The following is a 20,028-nucleotide window of genomic DNA, read 5'->3' as shown; positions in this document are numbered from 1 at the left end:
AGGGTTGCCGGCCCTTAAGTGGCAACACCTAATGAAGCAAGCAGCTCGACGAGCCTTGCCGTCGGCAGCCCGCCCTGTTCGCAACGACGCTGCCAGTCCTGGACTGAAGCAGCATCGAGCTTGAGCAGCAGTCGTGAACGATGGGCCTCGATGGTTCGCAGGCTCAAGCCCAGGATCTCGGCAATGGCCCAGTTGCGGATCCCCTGCAGCGCAAAGCCCAGGATCTCACGTTCACGCCCGGTCAGCCGCTGCAAGACGCAGAGCACTTGTTCTTGCAGTTGCCGCGCCTGGAAACGCGCCGTCTCCGCCTGCCAACAGGCGTCGAGCCTGCGCAGCAGCAATCTCCCATCGACCGGCTTGAGCAGGAAGTCGACCGCGCCGGCACGCAACGCCACCAGCGCATCCGGCAATTCGCCATGGCCCGTCAGGAAGAGGATCGGGATGGTGCCGCCAGCCTCGACGAGGCGGCGCTGCAACGCCAGGCCGTCCAGCCCCGGCATGCGAAGATCGAGGATCACGCAGCCGGCAAGCGCCGCCATGCTCTCCGCGACGGCATCAAGAAAGGACTCTGCACTCGCAAACCCCTGCGCTGGATAACCGGCCGACTCCAGCAGCGACACCAGCCCCTTGCGGACATCCGCATCGTCATCGACGACGTACACCAGCAGGCCACTCATGCGCGCGGTCAACCGGCAAGGTCTTCGATGGCCGGCAGCATGAGGCGGAAGCGCGCTCCGCCGCCTGGCGGAACCTCGTAGGCCAGCGTGCCGCCCAGCGACTGGGCCAGGGAATGGCTGATGGCCAGCCCCATGCCGAGGCCGCCCGGCTTGCTGCTGACAAAAGGCTGGAACAGGCGCGGGACCAGTTCTGCCGGCACCCCGGGACCATTGTCGTCCACCTGGAGGCAGATGCTCCGTGCGGCCTCGAACACCTCGATGACGATCCTGCACAACCTGCCTGGAGTATGCACCGATTGGCAGGCCTCCACGGCATTGCGCAACAGGTTGAGCACGATCTTCTCGATCTGCAGTGCATTGCCCGCAACTTGCGGGATATCGCCCGGCAAACGCACCTCGATCTCGCCAGCGAACGGCCGACCGGCCTGACATTGCACGACGACTTCTTGCAGGAGCGCAGCCAGATCGAAGGCTTCCGGCGTGCGCTCGGCCCGGCGGAGGAAGCCCATCAATTCATGCACGACACAGCCCGCACGCTGCGCGCCATGAGCGATGCCCTCGAGTGCACTTGCCAGTGGTACCGGAAGCGGGTTGCCGCCGTGCAGCTGTTGGCGAGCGGCCTCGGCCAACGTAGTGATGGCGTTCAGCGGCTGGTTCAATTCATGGGCGATGCCGGCGACGGTCTGATGCGCCACCTGGAGGGCCAACGTCCGCTCCATTTCCTCCCGATGCTGCCGCACCAGTGCTTCGGCCTGCTTGCGCGGCATCGCGTCGCGCATCATGACATGGACGGCGCGGCGCCCCTGGTATTCGATGGCCGCCGAAACGCCGTCGACGGGCAATGGCGTGCCATCGCAGCGATTGATCTCGACTTCAGCAATGGGGTTCACCGCTCCCAGCTTCAGGGCACGCGTGATTCGCCCTCGCAGCAGCGGGTGCGACCGCGTGCTGGTCAGGGACCAGACATCCCGGCCAAGCAATTCCTGTTCGGAGGACGCCCGAAACAGTCGGACACTGGCCGGGTTGGCCATGATGACACGCTGCTCGAAAAAGATCAGGATGGCATCGGGTGCCGATTCAACGACGGTGCGGTAACGCGCTTCGCTCTCCTGCAATGCCAGTTCGGCCTGCTTGCGGGCGGTGATATCCAGTAGCGTGCCGGCGATCCGGATCGGCTGTCCCTGCGCATCGGTGCTGAAGACCCGCCCGCGGTCATGCAGCCACACCCAGCTGCCATCCCTGTGACGCAGACGGTACTCGATATCGACATGTCGCAAGTCGCCTGTGACAATGCGGTCGTAGTGTGACTGTATGCGCGGCAGGTCTTCCAGGTTGACGCGATCCATCCAGGCCCTCACCGACATCTCGAGTTCCCCAGGAGCATACCCCAGCAGAGCCAGGTAACGGTCATTGACCTCGACGCGTCCGCTCGGCAGGTGCGCATCGTAGGTGCCCAGGCTGGCACCGACCAGCGCCAGTTCAAGCTTTTCATGGGCTTCAGACAGTTGTGCCTCGATGCGCCTGCGGTCGGTGATGTCCTCGAAACAGGCGAAGGCACCGACAAGCCTGTGCTCGACCCGCAACGGACAGGCATGAATCCGGAGCCAGCGCCGTTCTCTTCTCGCCCGGCTCGTTACGCCCATGATGAAATCCCTGACCGGCGCCCCGGTTTCCAGGCACATCATCGCCGGGTGCTGCTTGCCGGGAAATGGACCGCCATCTGCGCTTACTGCCCGCCAGTCCGGATCCATGGCGGTCTCTCCGGTGATCTCGGCAAGACTCAGCCCGAGAATCTCCGGCGCCGAAGCGTTTGCAGCAACGACGCGGCCAGCAGGGTCATAGACGACAACCCCCTCCAGAAGGGAATCGAACAAGGCCGTGAGCATGGCTTGATCCAGCAAGTACGCAGTATCGGGCGAGCTTTTCACGAGGATGGACGGGTCGGCTGATGAGCGCGAATTATGAGGGCATGTCGGCCCCCTACACTACCGTAGCGACACGTAAGCCCGCGGCAAACCAGCAACGCCCGCAGGCAACGGCGTGGCACCGCAGCGGACGCGCCCTCGTTGCGGGTGAGTCAGCAGCTTGGCCCACCGTTGACCTGGAGCGTCCGTGGCCGTAGCCGATCCCGAAGCGGTGCATCGGGCCGGCCGAGTGCGCTTGCATGGTGCAGCGTTGGGACGGGCGCAGCGCGAAAAGGGCTGTGGCGCCTCGCTGCCGTGCCTGGCATGGGTCCTGCTTTTGGTTCCATGTAGCCACTGATCCGTCGCCACCTTGCCCCCGATCCGCCAGGAGCCCACGCACATGGACAACCCCTTTGACGCTGAAGCGAGACTGCACGCCGGCTGCACCTGCGGCCATCACGGCAGCCAGGCCGAACACGAAGCCGCCGCACCTGCGGAAGAGGCTCTCAACCGCCGCGTCATCGAGACCTCCGTGATGCGCGCCCTGTTTCCGCGCGACAACGAGCGCCGCAAGTTCCTGCACAGCGTCGGCGCCTCGACGGCCTGGGCCGCGATCTCTTCCGTCATCCCGTTCGGCGCCCTCGAAGCGATGGCCCAGGACAAGGGTTCACTGGAAAAGAAGGACCTCAGGATCGGCTTCATTCCCATCACCTGCGCCAGTCCGCTGATCATGGCAGACCCGCTGGGCTTCTACAAGGAACAGGGCCTCAATGCCTCGGTCATCAAGACCGCTGGCTGGGCCTTGATTCGCGACAAGGTCATCAACAAGGAGTACGACGCCTCGCACATGCTGGCGCCCATGCCCTTGGCGATGTCGATGGGCGTCGGCTCGGCGGCCGTGCCGATCAGCGTGGCGACCATCCAGAACATCAACGGCCAGGCCATCACCCTGCACGTCAAGCACAAGGACAAGCGCGACCCGAGAATGTGGAAAGGCTTCAAATTCGCCGTACCCTTCGAGTATTCGATGCACAACTTCCTGCTGCGCTATTTCGTCGCGGAGCACGGCCTTGATCCCGACAGGGATATCCAGATCCGCGTCGTGCCGCCGCCCGAGATGGTCGCCAACCTTCGCGCCGGCAACCTCGACGGCTACCTCGGGCCCGACCCGTTCAATCAGCGAGCCGTCTATGACGAGGTCGGCTTCATCCACATCCTGTCCAAGGACATCTGGGACGGCCACCCTTGTTGCTCCTTTGGCGCACCTGCGGCGTTCGTCAGGGAAAATCCGAACACGTTCGCCGCGCTTTACCGTGCCGTGCTGACGGCCGCAGCGATGGCCAACGACCCCAAGCGCCGGCCGCTCATGGCCGAGGTGCTGTCGCCGCCGAATTACCTCAACCAGCCGAAGACGGTACTGGAGCAAGTGCTGACGGGAAAGTTCGCGGACGGTCTCGGTGGCGTGAAAAACGTGCCCGATCGCGCCGGTTTCGATCCCTTCCCGTGGTATTCGATGGCGGTGTGGATCCTGACGCAGATGAAACGCTGGGGCTACATCAAGGGTGACGTGCGCTACAGGGACATCGCCGAAAAGGTCTACCTGCTGACCGACGCCAGGACGCACATGGCCGAACTGGGCCTGACCGCGCCGAAGGAGTCCTACAAGAGGTTCAAGGTCATGGGCAAGGAGTTCGACCCGGCCAAGCCCGAACCCTACGTTGACAGCTTCGTCGTCAAGCGTGTTTAAGGAATCCTCGATGCGCAGCGAAACCCTCAAGGCCGCCTTCATCTCCCTCCTGCTGTTCGCAGTCTTCATCGGCGCGTGGCACATGGCCACCCTGCCGAAGGTATCCGCGGCACAGGCAGGGGCCAACGCCGAATATGCCGCCTTGATGGGCAAGGGCGCGGAGAGGTCCGGTGGCTTCCCGCCGCCGGCTGAGGTCGGCGCCGCCTTCATCACCCACCTATCCAACCCGTTCTACGACCGCGGCCCCAACGACAAGGGGGTCGGCATCCAGCTCGGGCATTCTCTGGTGCGGGTGGCACTGGGCTTTCTGCTCGCCGTGCTGGTGGCCGTACCGTTCGGCTTTGCGATCGGCATGTCGCCACTGCTCCTGAAGGCCTTCGATCCCTTCATCCAGGTACTCAAACCGATCTCGCCGCTGGCGTGGATGCCGTTGGCCCTGTATACGCTGAAGGACTCCTCGATCTCCGGCATCTTCGTCATTTTCATCTGCTCGGTATGGCCGATGCTGATCAACACCGCCTTCGGCGTGGCTGCGGTGCGCCGCGACTGGATCAACGTCGCCCGCACGCTGGAAGTGAATCCGCCGCGCAAGGTCTTCCTCGTGATTCTGCCGGCTGCCGCTCCGACCATCCTCACCGGCATGCGCATCTCAATGGGCATCGCCTGGCTGGTCATCGTCGCCGCCGAGATGCTGGTCGGCGGCACCGGCATCGGCTACTTCGTCTGGAACGAGTGGAACAACCTCGCCCTGCCCAACGTCATCTTCGCCATCGCGCTGATCGGCCTCGTCGGCATGCTGCTGGACATGATCTTCCGCCGGCTGCAAGAGCTGGTGACCTACCGGGAATAGGGAAGGGGCACGCGATGAGTTCTCCTTTCCTGTCCATCGAGGCCTTGTCCCGGGTCTTCCCCGGCACCGCCGGGAAACCCAACCCGCCGGTGTTCGAGGACATCCACTTCCAGATCGACAGGGGCGAGTTCGTCTGCATCGTCGGTCACTCCGGCTGTGGCAAGACCACCATCCTCAACGTGCTGGCAGGCCTGGACGAAGCCACGCAGGGCTACGTTTTCATGGCCGGCCGTGAAGTCAGCGGGCCGAGCCTCGAACGGGGCGTGGTGTTTCAGGGCCACGCACTGATGCCCTGGATGACCGTCCTCGGCAACGTCGCCTTCGCCGTCAAGTCGAAGTGGCCGGACTGGGGCAAGGACAGGGTCACCGCCCACTGCACCAAGTACCTGGAGATGGTCGGCCTCGGCTGCGCCTTGCAGAAACGGCCGGCGGAACTGTCCGGCGGCATGAAGCAGCGCGTCGGCATCGCCCGTGCCTTTGCCATCGAACCCAAGATGCTGCTGCTCGACGAACCCTTCGGCGCGCTCGACGCGCTGACGCGGGGCACCATCCAGGACGAACTGCTGAAGATCGTGCAGGCCGCGCAGCAGACGGTGTTCATGATCACGCACGATGTCGACGAAGCCATCCTGCTCGCCGACAGGATATTGATGATGAGCAATGGCCCCTACGCCAAGATCGCCGAGATTGTCGAGGTCACCATGTCCCGTGACCGCAAGCGCACCACCATGCACCACGACCCGCAGTTCTACCGCATCCGTAACCACCTTGTTGACTTCCTCGTCAATCGCTCGACCAGCTATTCGGGCGCCGACGTCAGCCACGACGCGAAAAATCCGCCCGTAGTGCGGCCGGGACTCGTAGACGACAGGCAGAGGGCACCTTCACGACCCCTGCATGCCGTCAATCAATCACCCTCAACCCAAACGAACAGGAGGCTGCAATGAACCGCAATGACGTGACCGAAATGATCGTCGGCGCCAAGATCCAGAAAGGCATCAAGTGGAGCGACGTGGCCAGCAAGCTCGGACTGTCCAAGGAATGGGTGACGGCCGGTTGCCTCGGCCAGATGACCTTCGACAAGAACCAGGCGACCACCATCGGCCAGATCTTCAGCCTGCCTTCCGAGGCGGTGGCCCTGCTGCAGGTGGTGCCCTGCAAGGGCTCGCTGCCGACCGCCGTGCCCACCGATCCGCTGATTTACCGCTTCTATGAGCTGATCAGCGTCTATGGCACGACCCTCAAGGAACTGATCCACGAAGAGTTCGGGGATGGCATCATGTCAGCGATCGACTTCAAGATGGACCTGCAGCGCGAGCCCAACGCGGCCGGTGACCGGGTGAATATCGTCATGTCCGGCAAGTTCCTGTCCTACAAGACGTACTGATCAGAGGTTGGCCTTGGGGCCGATGGATTTGCTATCCTCCGGGGCATGCCACGCTCCGCATCGGTCAGGAACCGCGGCGGGCGCTGTCACGCAAGTCCAATCCGCTGAGGAACTGCCATGAGAATCCTGCATACCATGCTGCGTGTCGGCGAGCTCGATCGATCGATCGCCTTCTACACCGAAGTCCTCGGGATGCGCGAGTTGCGCCGCCAGGACTATCCAGGCGGGCGCTTCACCCTTGCCTTCGTCGGCTACGGGCCCGAGTCGGACGGGGCCGTGCTCGAACTGACGCACAACTGGGATACCGCTTCGTACGAGATCGGCAACGGCTTTGGCCATGTCGCGATCGCAGTCGACGATGCCCATGCTGCCTGCGAGCGGATCCGGGCGCGTGGCGGCAAGGTCGTTCGCGAGGCGGGGCCGATGAAGCACGGTACGACGGTGATCGCCTTCGTCGAGGATCCCGATGGCTACCGTATCGAGCTGATCCAGAAAAAGGGCTGAGGCGGTGGGCTTCCCGGCCTTCTTCGCACAGGTGCCGTCGATCGTCCTGCGCGATCGCCTTGCCGACTTCCTCGGCGCCGCTGCCGGCGGGCTGATCGAGTACGGCTATGCCGACGCCGTCCGCCTTGCCGGTCACTCGTGCCCGACCGTGGCCGGCAGCTACCTGCTGAGCCATCGCGCCCTGCGCGCCCTCCACGGCGACGAGACACCACTGCGTGGCGAGATCGCCGTCGACTTCCGCGAGGCGGCCGAGACCGGCGTCAGCGGCGTCATGGCGGCGGTCGTCGGACTGCTCACCGGCGCTGCCGGAGCCGGTGGCTTCAAGGGGCTGGCTGGCCAGTTCGTGCGCCGCGACCTGTTGCGTTTCGGGCAGCAGCTGCCAGGCGATATCCGCTTCCGACGCCTCGACAATGGGCAGAGCATCACGGCAACGCTGCAACTCGCGCAGGTCCCCGCCGACCCCCGTCTGCCATCGCTGCTGCAAGGACTGCTTGCCGGCGACGACGATCCGGAGAGCCGCAGCCTGTTCGCCAGCCTGTGGCAGGATCGGGTACGCCGCATGCTCCTCGATCATTTCGACGATCCGCGACTGGTGGTTCTGGCATAGGGGGGAGTTTTCCTGCAGAATCACGCTCCGGGGGATTCGCCACCGGCGCCCGGCCAGCCCCGGCAGCCACGTCGCAGACTGCCTGCCGCCGTTTCGGACCACGACGCTCGCCGACCACTCTCGTTCGCAACCGGATTCCGACTGAAGTGACCCACCGCCACCCTGCATCCCTCGCTCGTCTCCTGCCCAGACTGCTGGCGCTGTTCTTCTTCCTCTGCGGCAACCAGATGGCAGCACATGCCGGCCTCGCAATCGCGCTCAACTCGGCCGATGGAACGCTCAGCCTGATCGACACCGACAGCTACAAGGTCACTGGCAAGGTCAACGTCTGCAAGGAGCCGCATCACCTGATGCCCACTCCCGACGACAAATCGCTGATCGTCGCCTGCGCGGCATCCAACCAGCTCGTCTTCTACGACCCGCTGACCGGCCAGGAGCAAAGACGCATACGTGACATCTCGGACCCCTACCAGATCGGCTTCTCGCCGAACCGCAAGTGGTTCGTCGCCACCTCGCTGCGCCTCGATCGCGTCGACCTCTACGACGCTGCCGACTTCCGCCTGCTTGCCCGCCTGCCGGCACCGAAGACGCCCTCGCACATGGCGTTCGACGATGCCAGCCAGTTCGTTTTCATCACCCTGCAGGACTCGAACGAGTTGATGGCGATCAGCCTGCCGACGCAGAAGATCGCCTGGGTGATGCCGGTGGCGGCGACGCCGGCGGGAATCGTCATGGCGCCGGGCAATCGCCACCTGCTGGTCGCCAGCATGGGCGAAGGGGTGGTCGAGGTGATCGAATGGCGGGCGCGCAAGAGCGTACGGCAGATCGCCACCGCGAAGGCGGCGCACAACCTGCAGCCGAAGGGCGATGGCCGCCATTTCTACGTCTCGAACCGGACGATCGACGGCAGCATCTCGCTGCTCGACACGCAGACGATGAGCGTCGTCGAACAATACGACGTCCCCGGCGGCCCCGACGACATGATGGTCCGCGCCGACGGCAAGGAGCTGTGGACCACCGCGCGCTTCGCGCGCAGGGTGCAGGTCGTCGACCTGGTGAGCAAGCAGCTGAAGCTGTCGATTCCGGTCGGCAGTTCGCCGCACGGGGTCTTCTTCCTCAACCACGCCGGGCTCCGGTGAGGATGGCACGCTTTCATCCCGCACTCGCTCTGGCGCTCGGGCTGGCGACGGCAGGCGCGGATGCCGCCGGAGCCGCCACGCCACAGTCGGGCTGCAAGGGGACGCTCTATCTCACCTTCGACACCGGCAACATGCGCCACGCCGAACTGATCGCCGACACCCTGGCACGACACGGCGTCAAGGCGACGTTCTTCCTCGCGCAGGAAAGGACCACTCGCGGCGACAGCGCCCTCGACGCCAGTTGGGCCCCCTACTGGCGTGCCCGCGTCGCCGAAGGCCACGCCTTTGGCAGCCACACCTGGCGCCACGGCAGTTTTCGTGGCGACAGCGGCACGCTGGTGCGCTACCGGCTGCAGGATGGCAGCAGCGAAACGATGGACGCCGCCGCCATCTGCGCCGAGCTGCAGCGACCCGACACCCGCTTCCAGGAACTGACCGGCCGCGGCCTCGACCCGCTTTGGCGGGCTCCTGGTGGCCGCACGACGCCGAACACGCTGGCGGCGGCACAGTCCTGCGGCTACCGACATGTCGGCTGGGCGGCAGCCGGCTTCCTCGGCGACGAGCTGCCGTCTGAGACCTACCCCAATTCGATGCTGCTGCAGCGAGCGCTCGAGCGCCTCCGCCATGGCGACATCGTCATGGCCCATCTCGGCATCTGGTCGCGCAAGGACCCCTTCGCGCCGATGTTCGAGCCGCTGATCGCCGGCCTCAAGGCGAAGGGCTTCTGTTTTTCCACCCGGCGCGGGCAGACATGATCGACACAATGACCGAGGCCTTCGTCTTCCTGCAGGGCTGGTTGCTCGATCATGTGGTGCAACCGCCGCTGTTCGCGCTCGGCATGGGCAGCCACCTCGAAATGGCTTTCGACGGCATCCAGTTCTTCCTCGCCGGGGTGTTGCAGATCGGCTTCGCCTACCTGCTGCTGCGACCGCTCGAAGCCTGGCGGCCGGTCGAGGTCTGGCCGGATCGCCGGGCAGTCCGCGTCGATATCCTCTACTCGCTGCTCGACCGGCTGGGTATCGTTCCGCTGGCGGTGTTCGCACTGCTGGCACCGCTCTTCGCAGTCATCGATGGCTGGTTGCGCCTGCACGACATCATCCCGCCGCAACTCGAGGACCTGTTCCCCGGCCTCGACACGAGGCCGCTGCTCGCCTTTCTCGTCTACCTGCTGCTCCTCGATTTCGCCGAATACTGGCGCCACCGGCTGTCGCACATCCTGCGCTGGTGGTGGGCACTGCACGCCATCCACCACAGCCAGCGGCGGATGACCCTGTGGACCGACAGCCGCAACCATCTGCTCGAGGATCTGATCGGCGGCTTCTGGTTCGCCAGCATCGCCCTGCTCATTGGCGTACCGCCGGGGCAGTTCATCGGCCTGCTGCTCGTCGTCAAGACGGTGGAGAACCTCGCCCACGTCAATGCCCGCCTCTCGTTCGGGCGCTTCGGCGAAAGGCTGCTGGTCAGCCCGCGCTACCACCGCTGGCACCATGCGCTGCACCTGCCGGCGGGTCGTCGGTACCGCCACGGATGCAATTTCGCCGTTCTGCTGCCGGTCTGGGACCAGATCTTCGGCACCCAGTACCACGAGCAGGAACTGCCGCCCTGCGGCCTCGCCGGCGGCCCGCTGCCACCTGAGGCCGAGCGCAGCGGCTTCTGGCGACAGCAATGGGAGGGGCTGCAAGCCTTCGCCGCCGCCTTGCGACCACGCGGCCACAACGCGGACGAGCGACAGACGGAAGGCTCGCATGCTGGCTGACGCGCGCGCCTTCGCGTTGCGCGCGCACGACGGCCAGATGTACGGCGAGCGCCCGTACTCCTGGCACCTCGAAGCAGTCGCCGAACTGCTCGCTCCGTACGGTGCGCAGGCGCAGGTCATCGCTTATCTGCACGACATCGTCGAGGACACGGCAGTCAGTGACGACGACGTCAACGCCCGTTTCGGGCCCTTCGTCGGCGAATGCGTCGGCCTGCTGACCGACGCCCCGGGCGCCACCCGTGCCGAGCGCAAGGCGCAGACCTACGCCCGGCTGGCGGCGGTCAGTGGCCCGGCGGAACTGGCACTGGTGGTCAAGGCAGCCGACCGCCTGGCCAACGTCAGGAGCTGTGTCGCCGATCGCCGGCAGCGTCTCTGGGAGATCTACCGCCACGAGCATCGTGCCTTCCGTGCCGCGGCGTACCGCCCCGGCCTCTGCGAACCATTGTGGTGCGAACTCGACGGGCTGCTGGCGCCGGATGACATCCCGGCGGCGACCGATGGCTGATTCCCGCGCCCGGCCGCACACGCGGCTGCCCGCGCCGCGCGCCACCGCCACGCCAAGCGGGGCGAACGCAAAGCCGATGGACCGATGCGCCAGGCAGCGGGACCGATGACGGCGCGCGTACGGCGCGCAGTGATCGCCGTCTGCCTGTTGCTCGCTGCGTGCGTGCCCGGGCCCGACAAGGCAGCTGAACTGACTCGCGTGTCGATGCAGGAGTATTTTCGCTACGACCCGCAGTTCAGGGGTCAGGGCGTCGAGGTCCTCGCCGTCCGCATCACCGGCGGGCAGGAACGGCAACTCGCAGCCGTGGCGACGATCCGCCACGCGGGCAAGAGCCACGAGGTGCCGGTGATCATCGTCCTCGACGGCGTCAATCTGGCATGGTTTGCCCAACCGGGCGGGCTCGCCTTCCTCGCCAGTCCGCGCCCCGACGGAGTCCAGCAAGGCTCGAAATAGATGTTCGCTGCTGGCACTTGCCGGCTGTCGTCCACAGCGGCAGCGGCATCCCCATACGCAGACACCCCCCGTGCGCTCCTTCGCGAGGTCCTCCGGCGACCGATCGCCGACAGGGCGACCGCGGCGGCGGTGCCCGTACTGCCCCAGTGGGCTGGCGCTGGAGGCAGACCTCAGGAACGGCAAGCTGCCATCAAACATACTCGAGGCATATGCTTTCGGGCTGAGGATGGGCTGAACTGGGCAGGAATTCCGCGGCGCTGGCTTTTCCCCGCCCAAAGTGCTAGGGTAATCCGCGATGGGTTCGGATCGTCCCGGCGGGCCTGTCGCCGACGCGGACACGTGCTTCGTCTCGCTTCTCTTTCCCATCGGAGGCAGATCCATGCGTTTTCCGACCCATTCATCCGCACGCCATTGTCCGCCGGGCATCATTGTCCTGGCCGTGCTGCTGTCGGCGGCCTGCGGCCGACCGGACCCGTCATCGCCCGCTGCCACCGCGAGTTCAGCACCGCAACCGGCAACTGCCGATGAGGTGCGGCACTTCAGCGGCGACTGGACCACGACCGGAACGAGGCAGGTTCTCGACCTCGGTCCGGGCCACCAGGCGGGCATCTTCTCACTCAGCGGCACGATGTTTCTGCAGGGCAAACAGCGGGTGAACCCGGCGTTCCAGGCCCAGGCCATCGGTCTCTCGGACACCACTACCGGTACCCAAGGGCGAAGTGTGTGGACCGACACGCGTGGCGACAGGATCTTCAGCGAACTGAGTGGCGATGTGATTGGCCCCGGCAAGCTCATCGAAGGCAGGTTCACCGGTGGCACCGGCCGCTACAGCGGCATCACCGGCGAATACCGCTTCAAGTGGCAGCGCATGGGTGCCATCGAGGGTGAGGAGTTGACCGGACGTGTCGTCGACCTGAGTGGCTGGGTGCGCTTCGGCCAGCCACCTGCTGCCACTCCCGCCACGGCAGGAGGCCAGAAATGAGCACGCCCACCGTTGGTACCGGAAGAATCCTCAAACTGGCATGCCTGCTGGGCCTCTTCTTCGGCCTCTGGTTCGCACCGATCCCCGAGGGCCTGACCCGCGAGTCCTGGCATCTCTTTGCGATCTTCGCATCGGCGATCTTCGCGGTGGTGCTCAATATCTTCCCGCTGTTCACTTCCGCGCTGCTCGCCTGTGCGATCGTGGTCCTGACCAACACCCTGACCCCGGCCAAGGCCTTTGGCGCCTTCGCCAACCCCGTCGTCCTCCTGGTGGTGACCGCTTTCCTGGTCTCGCAGTCGGTCGTCAAGAGCGGACTCGGCAAGCGGATCAGCCTGTACGTGATCTCGTTCTTCGGCAGATCGACGCTCGGTCTGGCGTACAGCATCTTCATCACCGACACGCTGATCGCGCCCGGCTTTCCGAGCAACACGGCACGCGGCGGCGTGCTCTTTCCGGTCATCCTCGCCCTGGCACAGAACAGCGGCTCGACACCCGACGACGACGAGAAGCGGCGCCTCGGCGGCTACCTGATGTTCTGCGGCATGGCCAGTCTCGCCATCACCTCGGCGCTCTGGTTCACGGCCACGTCGGGCAATCCGGTCGGAGCCGGACTGGCCGCCGAGAAAGGAATGACGATCACTTTCGGCTCGTGGCTGCTCGCCTCATGCGTCCCATGCCTGGTGGTGATCGCCCTGCTGCCGCTGCTGCTCTACCGTCTCCATCCACCGGGGATCACCGACACCCCCGAGGCGCCGGACAACGCCCGCAGGGAATTGAGCAAGATGGGACCGATGTCGCGCCACGAGTGGATCACGGCAGTGACCTTCTCCGTCATGGTCACCGGCTGGATACTCGCCGCCCCCTACGGACTCAACCTGACGGCCATTGCCATGGCGGGTCTCGCGACGCTGATGATCACCGGCGTCCTGACGGTCGACGACATGAGCCAGCAAGGCGGCACGCTGGTCACGTTCATCTGGCTGGCCGTGCTCTTCGGCATGAGCGGACAGCTCAACGAGATGGGCTTCATGGGCTATGTCGGCGAGCGCCTGGCCGTCGGCCTCGAGGGCCTCTCCTGGCCGGCCGCCTACGTCGCCCTGGTGGTGATGTACGTCCTCCTCCACTTCGGCTTCGTCAGCCAGAACGCCCAGGTACTGGCGCTGCTCGGCGTGTTTCTCGATGTCGGAGTCAAGTCGGGAGTTCCCGTCCCCCTCATGGCCTACGCGTTGCTGTTCGCCAGCAGCTACTTCTCGGTGATCACGCCACAGGGCGGCAGCCAGAACATCATCTTCGTCGCCAGCGGCTACCTCAGGCAGGGAGAGCTCTACCGCCTGGGGCTGCTGACGACGCTCTTCTGCACCGTGGTGTTCCTGGTCATCGGTACACCCTGGATCCTCTGGGTGGGTTGATCCGGGGTGAGCTTCGAACTCAACCTGCGCGAAATCGACTGGCGCCGGGCGCAGCCGCGCTGCATCGATTGCTGGTCGCGGGTGGCCATGAAATCCGCCGCGGACCGCGCCCGTCTGCCGACCCACCTGGGCCTTTTATGCATGCAAGGGAGACCGATGCCATGTTCCGGAATTCACTGACCCACCCGCAGCGCTTCGCCATTGCGGCAACGCTCGTCGCCGCCCTCATCTCGTCACCGGCGCTGGCGCAGCAACTCAGCGGGACGCTGCAGAAGATCAAGGAAAGCGGCGTCATCGCACTGGGACATCGTGCATCGTCGGTACCGTTCTCGTACTACGACGACCGGCAACAGGTCATCGGCTACTCACAGGAGATGATGCTCAGGGTGGTCGACGCGATCAAGGCCGAACTGAAACTCGACAGACTCGACATCAAGCTGATCCCGGTCACATCGGCCAATCGCATGACGCTCGTGGCCAACGGGACGGTCGACCTCGAGTGCGGTTCCACGACCAACACCACCGAACGGCAGAAGCAGGTCAGCTTCTCGAACAGCATCTTCGTCTCCGGCACGCGCCTATTGACCCGAGCCAACGCCCGCATCAAGGATTTCCCCGACCTGGCGGGCAAGGATGTCGTGACCACTGCCGGCACCACCTCCGAGCGCCTGCTGCGCCGGATGAACGAATTGAGCCTGATGAAGATGAACATCATCAGTGCGAAGGATCACGGCGAAGCATTCCTGATCCTGGAGAGCGGCCGCGCTGCGGCTTTCGTCATGGATGAAGTGTTGCTCTACGGCGAAATGGCGAAAGCCAGGAACCCCGGCGAGTGGGCCGTGGTCGGTTTGACGCAGTCGTACGAGGCCTATGGCTGCATGATGCGCAAGGATGATCCCGCCTTCAAGAAGGTCGTCGATGCCGCCCTCGCCAGGGTGATGACCTCGGGCGAGGCAGAGAGGATCTTCAGCAGGTGGTTCCAGCAACCGATCCCGCCAAACGGTCTGAACCTCAACTTCGCGATGTCGTATGCCCTCAGGAAACTGTACCAGTCGCCCAACGACAAGGCTTACGAGTAGCGCTCACCCGACGCGAGACGAGACGCTCCGACCGCAGCGCGGGCAAGCGCCGGTGCCGGCGGCTGCCCGCGCAGTGCCCCGGGGACCAGTGGTGGGGTTCCAGACGTGGCGCCGGGAGCGTGCCCGGCAAAGAGAAGGATCAGCGGTAGACGATCACCGGCACGCGTGAGTGCGACAACACCTTCTGCGTCACGCTGCCGAGGAGCAGCTTCCTGATCTCGCTGCGCCCGCGCGAGGCGATGAAGATCGCGTCGCAGTGCTTCTTCTTCGCGGCATCGGTGATTCCTTCGTGCGTGATCGCCGGCTTGGTGATCACCCCGACATACTCGACGTTGGCCTCGCGGGCAGCCTCAGCGATCTCCTCGAGATACTTCTCGCCGGTGACGCGCGCCAGCCGGTCGAGCTTGGCGAGCACGTTCCTGTCGATCGCCTCGCCGTCGCCGAAAGCGGCGGGCTGCAAGAAGGGCATGGCGTAGTAACCGGTGACCTTCGCCCCCAACGACTGCGCCAGCTTGACGCCAGCCTTGATCGCCTTCCGCGAAACGGCCGAGCCATCGGTCGGAATGAGGATGTTCTTGAACATACCGCTTGCTCCCGATGAAACGTCCCCTGGCAAGGGCACATGCCCGTACCGCTCGTCCGGGGCGAGACAGGGGTTCGGGCTGCAGGTGCCACGTCTTCGGCCAGTGCCTGGTGCACGGCGGCCGTGGCCGGTGCCGCCCAAGCCGCCACCTCGCCGGCCCATCATGCCCGCCCGGCCTGCCGTGATCCGGGAAAACGAGGCGCAGCGACACCGGGCAGTATAGGCCGGCTCCGTAAACCACGTCAATCGCGGACACTCGGCGCGCCGTCACGGCAAGCGCAGGCGACGGCGACGGCGGCTGCGGGGCCAACCCGGGTCGCGCACGCCGGCATGAAGCGCGCGCCTGCGGTACAATTGCGCGGTCTCGCCAGACGAATGGTGTCGCCTGCCGCAGCACCGGTGCCAATGCAGCTGGCCGCCGCTCCGCGTCGCCACCGCGTCCCTCGACGCCGCCCCGGTGCCCGTCCGGGGGCCTGCGGCGATTCCTTCTTGTCTGACTTTCGCGCATTCGATCTTGCAGAGGTTCCTTCGTGCTCATCGCCAACAACATCACCATGCAGTTCGGGGCGCGCCCCCTCTTCGAGAACGTCTCGCTCAAGTTCGGCGAGGGCTATCGTTACGGACTGATTGGCGCCAATGGCTCGGGCAAGTCGACCTTGATGAAGATTCTCGCTCGCGAGCTCGAACCCACTGCCGGCAACGTCACGAAGGACGTCCACGAGCGCATGGCCTACCTGCGCCAGGACCAGTTCTCCTTCGAGGAGCAGCGGGTGATCGACGTCGTCATGATGGGACATGAGGAAATGTGGGCCTGCATGCTCGAGAAGGACGCCATCTACGCCAACCCCGACGCCAGCGAGGCGGACTACATGCACGCCGCCGACCTCGAGGCCCGCTTTGCCGAGTATGGCGGCTACAGCGCCGAGTCGCGCGCCGGCGAGTTGCTGCTCGGCGTCGGCATTCCGGCGGCGCAGCACTACGGCCCAATGAGCGACGTTGCTCCGGGCTGGAAGCTGCGCGTCCTGCTGATCCAGGCGCTGTTCGCCGACCCGGACATCCTGCTCCTCGACGAACCGACGAACAACCTCGACATCGGCACCATCCGCTGGCTGGAGAACGTGATCAACGACCGCAACAGCACGATGGTCATCATCTCGCACGATCGCCACTTCCTCAACCAGGTCTGCACGCACATGGCGGACCTCGATTACGGCAGGATCACCGTCTACCCCGGGAACTACGACGACTTCATGGAAGCGTCGACGCAGGCCCGGCAACGGCAGCAGAGTGCCAACGCCAAGGCCAAGGAGCGGATCGCCGAGTTGCAGAGCTTCGTCCGTCGCTTCTCGGCCAACGCCTCGAAGGCCAAGCAGGCCACCTCACGCCTGAAGCTGATCGACAAGCTGAAACCCGAGGACGTCAAGCCGTCTTCACGCCAATATCCTTGGATCCGCTTCGACTTCGACGAGAAGGAAAAGCTGCACCGACAGGCGGTCGAGATTCAGAACCTCGGCTTCGCCTATCACGGTGCCGCGCGGCCACTCTTCAGCAAGCTCGACCTGACGCTAAACGGCGGCGAGCGCCTGGCGATCATCGGTGAGAACGGCGTCGGCAAGACGACGCTGCTCAAGCTGCTGATGGGCGAGTTGCAGGCGCAGCGCGGCACCATCAAGTGGGCCGAAAAGGCGCGCCCTGGCTACTGCGCGCAGGACCACGCGCTCGACTTCGACAGCGATCTCAGCCTGACCGAGTGGATCGCCGGCTACGCGCGAGGCAGCGCCGAAGACGGCGACGACCTGGCGACGCTGATCCGCGGCACGCTCGGCCGGCTGCTGTTCTCGGGCAACGAGGTGCACAAGCCGGTGCGCGTCATCTCGGGCGGCGAACAGGGGCGGATGATCTTCGGCAAGCTGATGCTGCAGCGGCCGAACGTGCTGGTCATGGACGAACCGACCAACCACCTCGACATGGAATCGATCGAGTCGCTCAACACCGCGCTCGAGAAGTTCAAGGGAACGCTGATCTTCGTCTCGCACGACCGCGAGTTCGTCTCGTCACTGGCCACGCGCTTGCTTGAAATCCGCCCCGATGGAACCTTGGTCAACTACCTGGGCAACTACGAAGACTACCTCGCCAGCCAGGGCATCGCCTGAAGCGACGTGCAGCGTGGCGGCGTTGGCTCAGGCGATGACGCCGCCGCCGAGACAGACGCGGCTCTCGTACACCACGACCGACTGCCCCGGAGTCACCGCCCACTGCGCTTCGGCGAAGCGGATGCGGCAGGCGTCCGCTGCCACCCACTCGATCTCGCACGGCGCATCGGCCTGCCGGTAGCGCGTCTTCGCCGTATACACCCAGTGTGTGTGCGGCGCCTGGCCGGACACCCAGGAGAGGTCGCGCGCCGTCAGCTCGTCGCTGAACAACGCCGGGTGATCGTGGCCCTGGACGACGTGCAGGACGTTGTTGACGATGTCCTTGCCGGCGACGAACCAGGCGTCGTGGTCGCCGCTCGCGCCACCCTTGCCGCCCTTGACGCCGCCGATGTGCAGCCCCTTGCGCTGGCCGATGGTGTGGTAGGCAACGCCGTCGTGCTCACCGAGCACGCGGTCGTCGTCGAGGCAGCGAATCTCGCCCTGCTGCGGCGGCAGGTAGCGCATCAGGAACTCCTTGAAGGGTCGCTCGCCGATGAAGCAGATACCGGTCGAATCCTTCTTCAGCGCTACATGCAGGCCGGCATCGGCGGCAATTCGGCGGACGTCACGCTTGTACAGTCCGGCGAGCGGGAACAACGTCGTCGCCAGTTGCTCCTGTTGCAGCCTATGCAGGAAATAGCTCTGGTCCTTGGTGCCATCCTCGGCCTTGAGCAACTGCCACGCGCCTTGGAACTCGCGCACGCCGGCATAGTGGCCGGTGGCGATGCGGTCGGCACCGATTCGCTCCGCGTGCTCGAGAAAGGCCCTGAACTTGATCTCTGAATTGCACAGGACATCCGGGTTCGGTGTCCGCCCCGCCTCGTACTCGCGCAGGAAATGGGCGAAGACGCGCTCGCGGTACTCGGCGGCGAAGTTCAGCACCTCGACGTCGATCCCGAGCGTGTCGGCGATACTCATGACGTCGATCAGGTCCTGGCGCGACGCGCAATGCTCGTCGGTATCGTCGTCCTCCCAGTTTTTCATGAACAGGCCAACCACGCGCCATCCCTGCTCCTTGAGCAGCAGCGCGGCAACCGCCGAATCGACGCCGCCCGAGAGGCCGACGAGCACCGTTCTTCCTTTGTTCATTTCCCTGTCCCCGCAGCCATCATCATCTCACGGCCCAAAAGCCGGCATGCCGGCGATCAGCGAAGGCAGCGCACTCTCCACCTCACCGCCGCCGGCGAGCCATTCCGGCAACGACAGGACCACCGCCGGCTGGCCATTGTCGTGAAACCAACTGTCGACGACGTGCAGCTTCGCCGTCGCAGCGACGCCGTCCGGCGTCGGCGCCGCTGCCTTTTCCGCGATCTGCGCCGAGAAATGGGCAGCGAACAGGTAGCGCGTCCGCAGCACCGGTTCCCGAACCTCATGGAAGCGCAACCAGCGACGATCGTCGAGCATGCGCAGCAGCCGCGTCGTCGTCAGCGAATGATCGATGCAGTCCATTCGCCCATCGACCCCATCGTCGGCAACATTGCCGCCACGGTCGGCGGCGATCGCGCTCTGCTCACCCGCCCAGCCGAGCAGCCAACCGATCACCAGCGCCAACCGGTCGCGCTCGTCGGCGGCGTCGCCGGCGGCCGCGAGAAAGGCTCCAACCAGCGCCAGTTGCCGCTCGCTGTAGCGCACCTCCGCCTCCTCCACGCAGCCGTAGTTGTAGCAGACCCGCAGCGTCGCGTCGGCCACCGCCGTCTGCGCCGATGCCGCCAACAGCAGGACGATCAGCCAGCGCACGGAAAATGGCTCAGAAGCTGCAGTGGGTAACGCCTGCCGGACAGCCAGTCGTCGATGCAGCGCAGCACCAACGGACTGCGGTGCTGCGCCTGCCGCGCGCGGATTTCCTCCACCGTCAGCCAGTGTGCGGCGAGGATGCCGGCGTCGAGCTGCCGCAAGGGATCGTGGGCGACGATCTCGCCGGCAAAGGCAAAGCGCAGGTAGGCGAGATCGCCGGCGCCGGTCGGGTAAAGGTAGACGCCAAGCAGCGAATCCGGGCGCATCGTGTACGCCGTCTCCTCGAGCGTCTCGCGGACGGTAGCGTCGAGCAGCGACTCACCCCAGTCGAGGTGCCCTGCCGGCTGGTTGAAGCGGATGCCGTACTCGGTTTCCTCTTCGACGAGCAGGAAACGCCCGTCGCGTTCGAGTACCGCGGCGACGGTGACGTTCGGTTTCCAGATCATGGCTGCAGCCCTGCGGCGGTCGGCGAAGCCGCCATTTTAGCGCCAACGAGGGGGCGAAATCGGCTAGAATTTCC

Annotated in this window: 21 protein-coding genes; 15 read left to right on the top strand and 6 right to left on the bottom strand. The window is 65.3% G+C overall.

From position 1 onward, the window contains the following. Nucleotides 1-14 precede the first annotated feature (14 nt). Nucleotides 15-677 carry a response regulator transcription factor gene (locus V5B60_RS12120; RefSeq protein ID WP_332347235.1) on the bottom strand — a complete coding sequence of 221 codons (663 nt, stop codon included), beginning with the start codon at nt 675-677 and terminating at the stop codon, nt 15-17. A gap of 8 nt (nt 678-685) precedes the next feature. Then, nucleotides 686-2,563, bottom strand: coding sequence for a PAS domain S-box protein (locus tag V5B60_RS12115; RefSeq protein WP_332347234.1), 1,878 nt, complete (start codon nt 2,561-2,563; stop codon nt 686-688). A gap of 418 nt (nt 2,564-2,981) precedes the next feature. Between V5B60_RS12115 and V5B60_RS12110 the strand changes: the two genes are divergently transcribed. The 14 genes from V5B60_RS12110 (at nt 2,982) to V5B60_RS12045 (ending at nt 14,999) form a co-directional block, all read left to right on the top strand. Further along, nucleotides 2,982-4,328: a CmpA/NrtA family ABC transporter substrate-binding protein gene (locus tag V5B60_RS12110; RefSeq protein WP_332347233.1), complete on the top strand. Its 1,347-nt coding sequence runs from the start codon at nt 2,982-2,984 to the stop codon at nt 4,326-4,328. Between the two features lie 10 nt (nt 4,329-4,338). Beyond that, nucleotides 4,339-5,178, top strand: coding sequence for a nitrate ABC transporter permease (ntrB, locus tag V5B60_RS12105; protein ID WP_332347232.1), 840 nt, complete (start codon nt 4,339-4,341; stop codon nt 5,176-5,178). Nucleotides 5,179-5,192: 14 nt separating this feature from the next. After that, nucleotides 5,193-6,125 (top strand): ABC transporter ATP-binding protein, encoded by a 933-nt coding sequence (locus V5B60_RS12100; protein WP_332347231.1) that lies wholly within the window; start codon nt 5,193-5,195, stop codon nt 6,123-6,125. Further along, nucleotides 6,122-6,565 carry a cyanase gene (cynS, locus tag V5B60_RS12095; RefSeq protein WP_332347230.1) on the top strand — a complete coding sequence of 148 codons (444 nt, stop codon included), beginning with the start codon at nt 6,122-6,124 and terminating at the stop codon, nt 6,563-6,565. Before V5B60_RS12100 ends, cynS begins: the two co-directional genes overlap by 4 nt. A gap of 117 nt (nt 6,566-6,682) precedes the next feature. Next, nucleotides 6,683-7,069 (top strand): lactoylglutathione lyase, encoded by a 387-nt coding sequence (gene gloA / locus V5B60_RS12090; protein ID WP_332347229.1) that lies wholly within the window; start codon nt 6,683-6,685, stop codon nt 7,067-7,069. A gap of 4 nt (nt 7,070-7,073) precedes the next feature. After that, a complete protein-coding gene (locus tag V5B60_RS12085) occupies nt 7,074-7,676 on the top strand; it encodes a hypothetical protein (RefSeq protein WP_332347228.1) in 603 nt (200 codons plus the stop codon). A gap of 146 nt (nt 7,677-7,822) precedes the next feature. Continuing rightward, entirely contained in the window at nt 7,823-8,815 is a 993-nt protein-coding gene (locus V5B60_RS12080; RefSeq protein ID WP_332347227.1) for a beta-propeller fold lactonase family protein, read from the top strand. A gap of 2 nt (nt 8,816-8,817) precedes the next feature. After that, the gene (locus V5B60_RS12075) at nt 8,818-9,570 is read left to right on the top strand and encodes a polysaccharide deacetylase family protein (RefSeq protein WP_332347226.1); all 753 of its coding nucleotides are present in this window, start codon (nt 8,818-8,820) and stop codon (nt 9,568-9,570) included. Continuing rightward, nucleotides 9,567-10,571 (top strand): sterol desaturase family protein, encoded by a 1,005-nt coding sequence (locus tag V5B60_RS12070; RefSeq protein WP_332347225.1) that lies wholly within the window; start codon nt 9,567-9,569, stop codon nt 10,569-10,571. The genes V5B60_RS12075 and V5B60_RS12070 overlap by 4 nt, the downstream gene beginning before the upstream one ends. Then, a complete protein-coding gene (locus tag V5B60_RS12065; RefSeq protein WP_332347224.1) occupies nt 10,561-11,076 on the top strand; it encodes an HD domain-containing protein in 516 nt (171 codons plus the stop codon). Before V5B60_RS12070 ends, V5B60_RS12065 begins: the two co-directional genes overlap by 11 nt. A 105-nt stretch (nt 11,077-11,181) precedes the next feature. Further along, nucleotides 11,182-11,529, top strand: coding sequence for a hypothetical protein (locus V5B60_RS12060; RefSeq protein WP_332347223.1), 348 nt, complete (start codon nt 11,182-11,184; stop codon nt 11,527-11,529). Nucleotides 11,530-11,908: 379 nt separating this feature from the next. Next, complete coding sequence (locus V5B60_RS12055) at nt 11,909-12,511, top strand: hypothetical protein (protein ID WP_332347222.1); 603 nt, start codon at nt 11,909-11,911, stop codon at nt 12,509-12,511. Beyond that, nucleotides 12,508-13,920, top strand: coding sequence for a DASS family sodium-coupled anion symporter (locus tag V5B60_RS12050; RefSeq protein ID WP_332347221.1), 1,413 nt, complete (start codon nt 12,508-12,510; stop codon nt 13,918-13,920). Before V5B60_RS12055 ends, V5B60_RS12050 begins: the two co-directional genes overlap by 4 nt. A gap of 161 nt (nt 13,921-14,081) precedes the next feature. Continuing rightward, nucleotides 14,082-14,999 carry a glutamate/aspartate ABC transporter substrate-binding protein gene (locus tag V5B60_RS12045; RefSeq protein WP_332347220.1) on the top strand — a complete coding sequence of 306 codons (918 nt, stop codon included), beginning with the start codon at nt 14,082-14,084 and terminating at the stop codon, nt 14,997-14,999. 139 nt (nt 15,000-15,138) lie between these two features. Here the strand turns inward: V5B60_RS12045 and V5B60_RS12040 are convergent, their stop codons facing one another. Continuing rightward, a complete protein-coding gene (locus V5B60_RS12040) occupies nt 15,139-15,582 on the bottom strand; it encodes a universal stress protein (RefSeq protein WP_332347219.1) in 444 nt (147 codons plus the stop codon). Nucleotides 15,583-16,112: 530 nt separating this feature from the next. Here V5B60_RS12040 and V5B60_RS12035 point away from each other — a divergent pair. Further along, nucleotides 16,113-17,735 (top strand): ABC-F family ATPase, encoded by a 1,623-nt coding sequence (locus tag V5B60_RS12035; protein WP_332347218.1) that lies wholly within the window; start codon nt 16,113-16,115, stop codon nt 17,733-17,735. A 27-nt stretch (nt 17,736-17,762) separates the two neighbouring features. On the opposite strand, the gene mnmA is transcribed toward V5B60_RS12035, so the two are convergent. The 3 genes from mnmA to V5B60_RS12020 are packed head-to-tail and all read right to left on the bottom strand — an operon-like array spanning nt 17,763 to nt 19,954. After that, the gene (mnmA, locus tag V5B60_RS12030) at nt 17,763-18,863 is read right to left on the bottom strand and encodes a tRNA 2-thiouridine(34) synthase MnmA (protein ID WP_332347217.1); all 1,101 of its coding nucleotides are present in this window, start codon (nt 18,861-18,863) and stop codon (nt 17,763-17,765) included. 27 nt (nt 18,864-18,890) lie between these two features. Then, nucleotides 18,891-19,511 carry a hypothetical protein gene (locus V5B60_RS12025; RefSeq protein ID WP_332347216.1) on the bottom strand — a complete coding sequence of 207 codons (621 nt, stop codon included), beginning with the start codon at nt 19,509-19,511 and terminating at the stop codon, nt 18,891-18,893. Next, nucleotides 19,499-19,954, bottom strand: a complete 456-nt coding sequence (locus V5B60_RS12020; protein WP_332347215.1) for an NUDIX hydrolase — start codon at nt 19,952-19,954, stop codon at nt 19,499-19,501. Before V5B60_RS12020 ends, V5B60_RS12025 begins: the two co-directional genes overlap by 13 nt. Nucleotides 19,955-20,028 lie beyond the last annotated feature (74 nt).

The sequence above is a fragment of the Accumulibacter sp. genome, from assembly GCF_036625195.1.
In the GTDB taxonomy this organism is placed as follows: domain Bacteria; phylum Pseudomonadota; class Gammaproteobacteria; order Burkholderiales; family Rhodocyclaceae; genus Accumulibacter.
This window is presented reverse-complemented; position numbering and strand designations above follow the sequence as displayed.

Coding starts and splice junctions, on each gene's coding strand:
- V5B60_RS12120 (WP_332347235.1), bottom strand. CDS start 677: ATGAGTGGCCTGCTGGTGTACGTCGTCGATGACGATGCGGATGTCCGC.
- V5B60_RS12115 (WP_332347234.1), bottom strand. CDS start 2,563: ATGCTCACGGCCTTGTTCGATTCCCTTCTGGAGGGGGTTGTCGTCTAT.
- V5B60_RS12110 (WP_332347233.1), top strand. CDS start 2,982: ATGGACAACCCCTTTGACGCTGAAGCGAGACTGCACGCCGGCTGCACC.
- ntrB (WP_332347232.1), top strand. CDS start 4,339: ATGCGCAGCGAAACCCTCAAGGCCGCCTTCATCTCCCTCCTGCTGTTC.
- V5B60_RS12100 (WP_332347231.1), top strand. CDS start 5,193: ATGAGTTCTCCTTTCCTGTCCATCGAGGCCTTGTCCCGGGTCTTCCCC.
- cynS (WP_332347230.1), top strand. CDS start 6,122: ATGAACCGCAATGACGTGACCGAAATGATCGTCGGCGCCAAGATCCAG.
- gloA (WP_332347229.1), top strand. CDS start 6,683: ATGAGAATCCTGCATACCATGCTGCGTGTCGGCGAGCTCGATCGATCG.
- V5B60_RS12075 (WP_332347226.1), top strand. CDS start 8,818: ATGGCACGCTTTCATCCCGCACTCGCTCTGGCGCTCGGGCTGGCGACG.
- V5B60_RS12070 (WP_332347225.1), top strand. CDS start 9,567: ATGATCGACACAATGACCGAGGCCTTCGTCTTCCTGCAGGGCTGGTTG.
- V5B60_RS12065 (WP_332347224.1), top strand. CDS start 10,561: ATGCTGGCTGACGCGCGCGCCTTCGCGTTGCGCGCGCACGACGGCCAG.
- V5B60_RS12060 (WP_332347223.1), top strand. CDS start 11,182: ATGACGGCGCGCGTACGGCGCGCAGTGATCGCCGTCTGCCTGTTGCTC.
- V5B60_RS12055 (WP_332347222.1), top strand. CDS start 11,909: ATGCGTTTTCCGACCCATTCATCCGCACGCCATTGTCCGCCGGGCATC.
- V5B60_RS12050 (WP_332347221.1), top strand. CDS start 12,508: ATGAGCACGCCCACCGTTGGTACCGGAAGAATCCTCAAACTGGCATGC.
- V5B60_RS12045 (WP_332347220.1), top strand. CDS start 14,082: ATGTTCCGGAATTCACTGACCCACCCGCAGCGCTTCGCCATTGCGGCA.
- V5B60_RS12040 (WP_332347219.1), bottom strand. CDS start 15,582: ATGTTCAAGAACATCCTCATTCCGACCGATGGCTCGGCCGTTTCGCGG.
- mnmA (WP_332347217.1), bottom strand. CDS start 18,863: ATGAACAAAGGAAGAACGGTGCTCGTCGGCCTCTCGGGCGGCGTCGAT.
- V5B60_RS12020 (WP_332347215.1), bottom strand. CDS start 19,954: ATGATCTGGAAACCGAACGTCACCGTCGCCGCGGTACTCGAACGCGAC.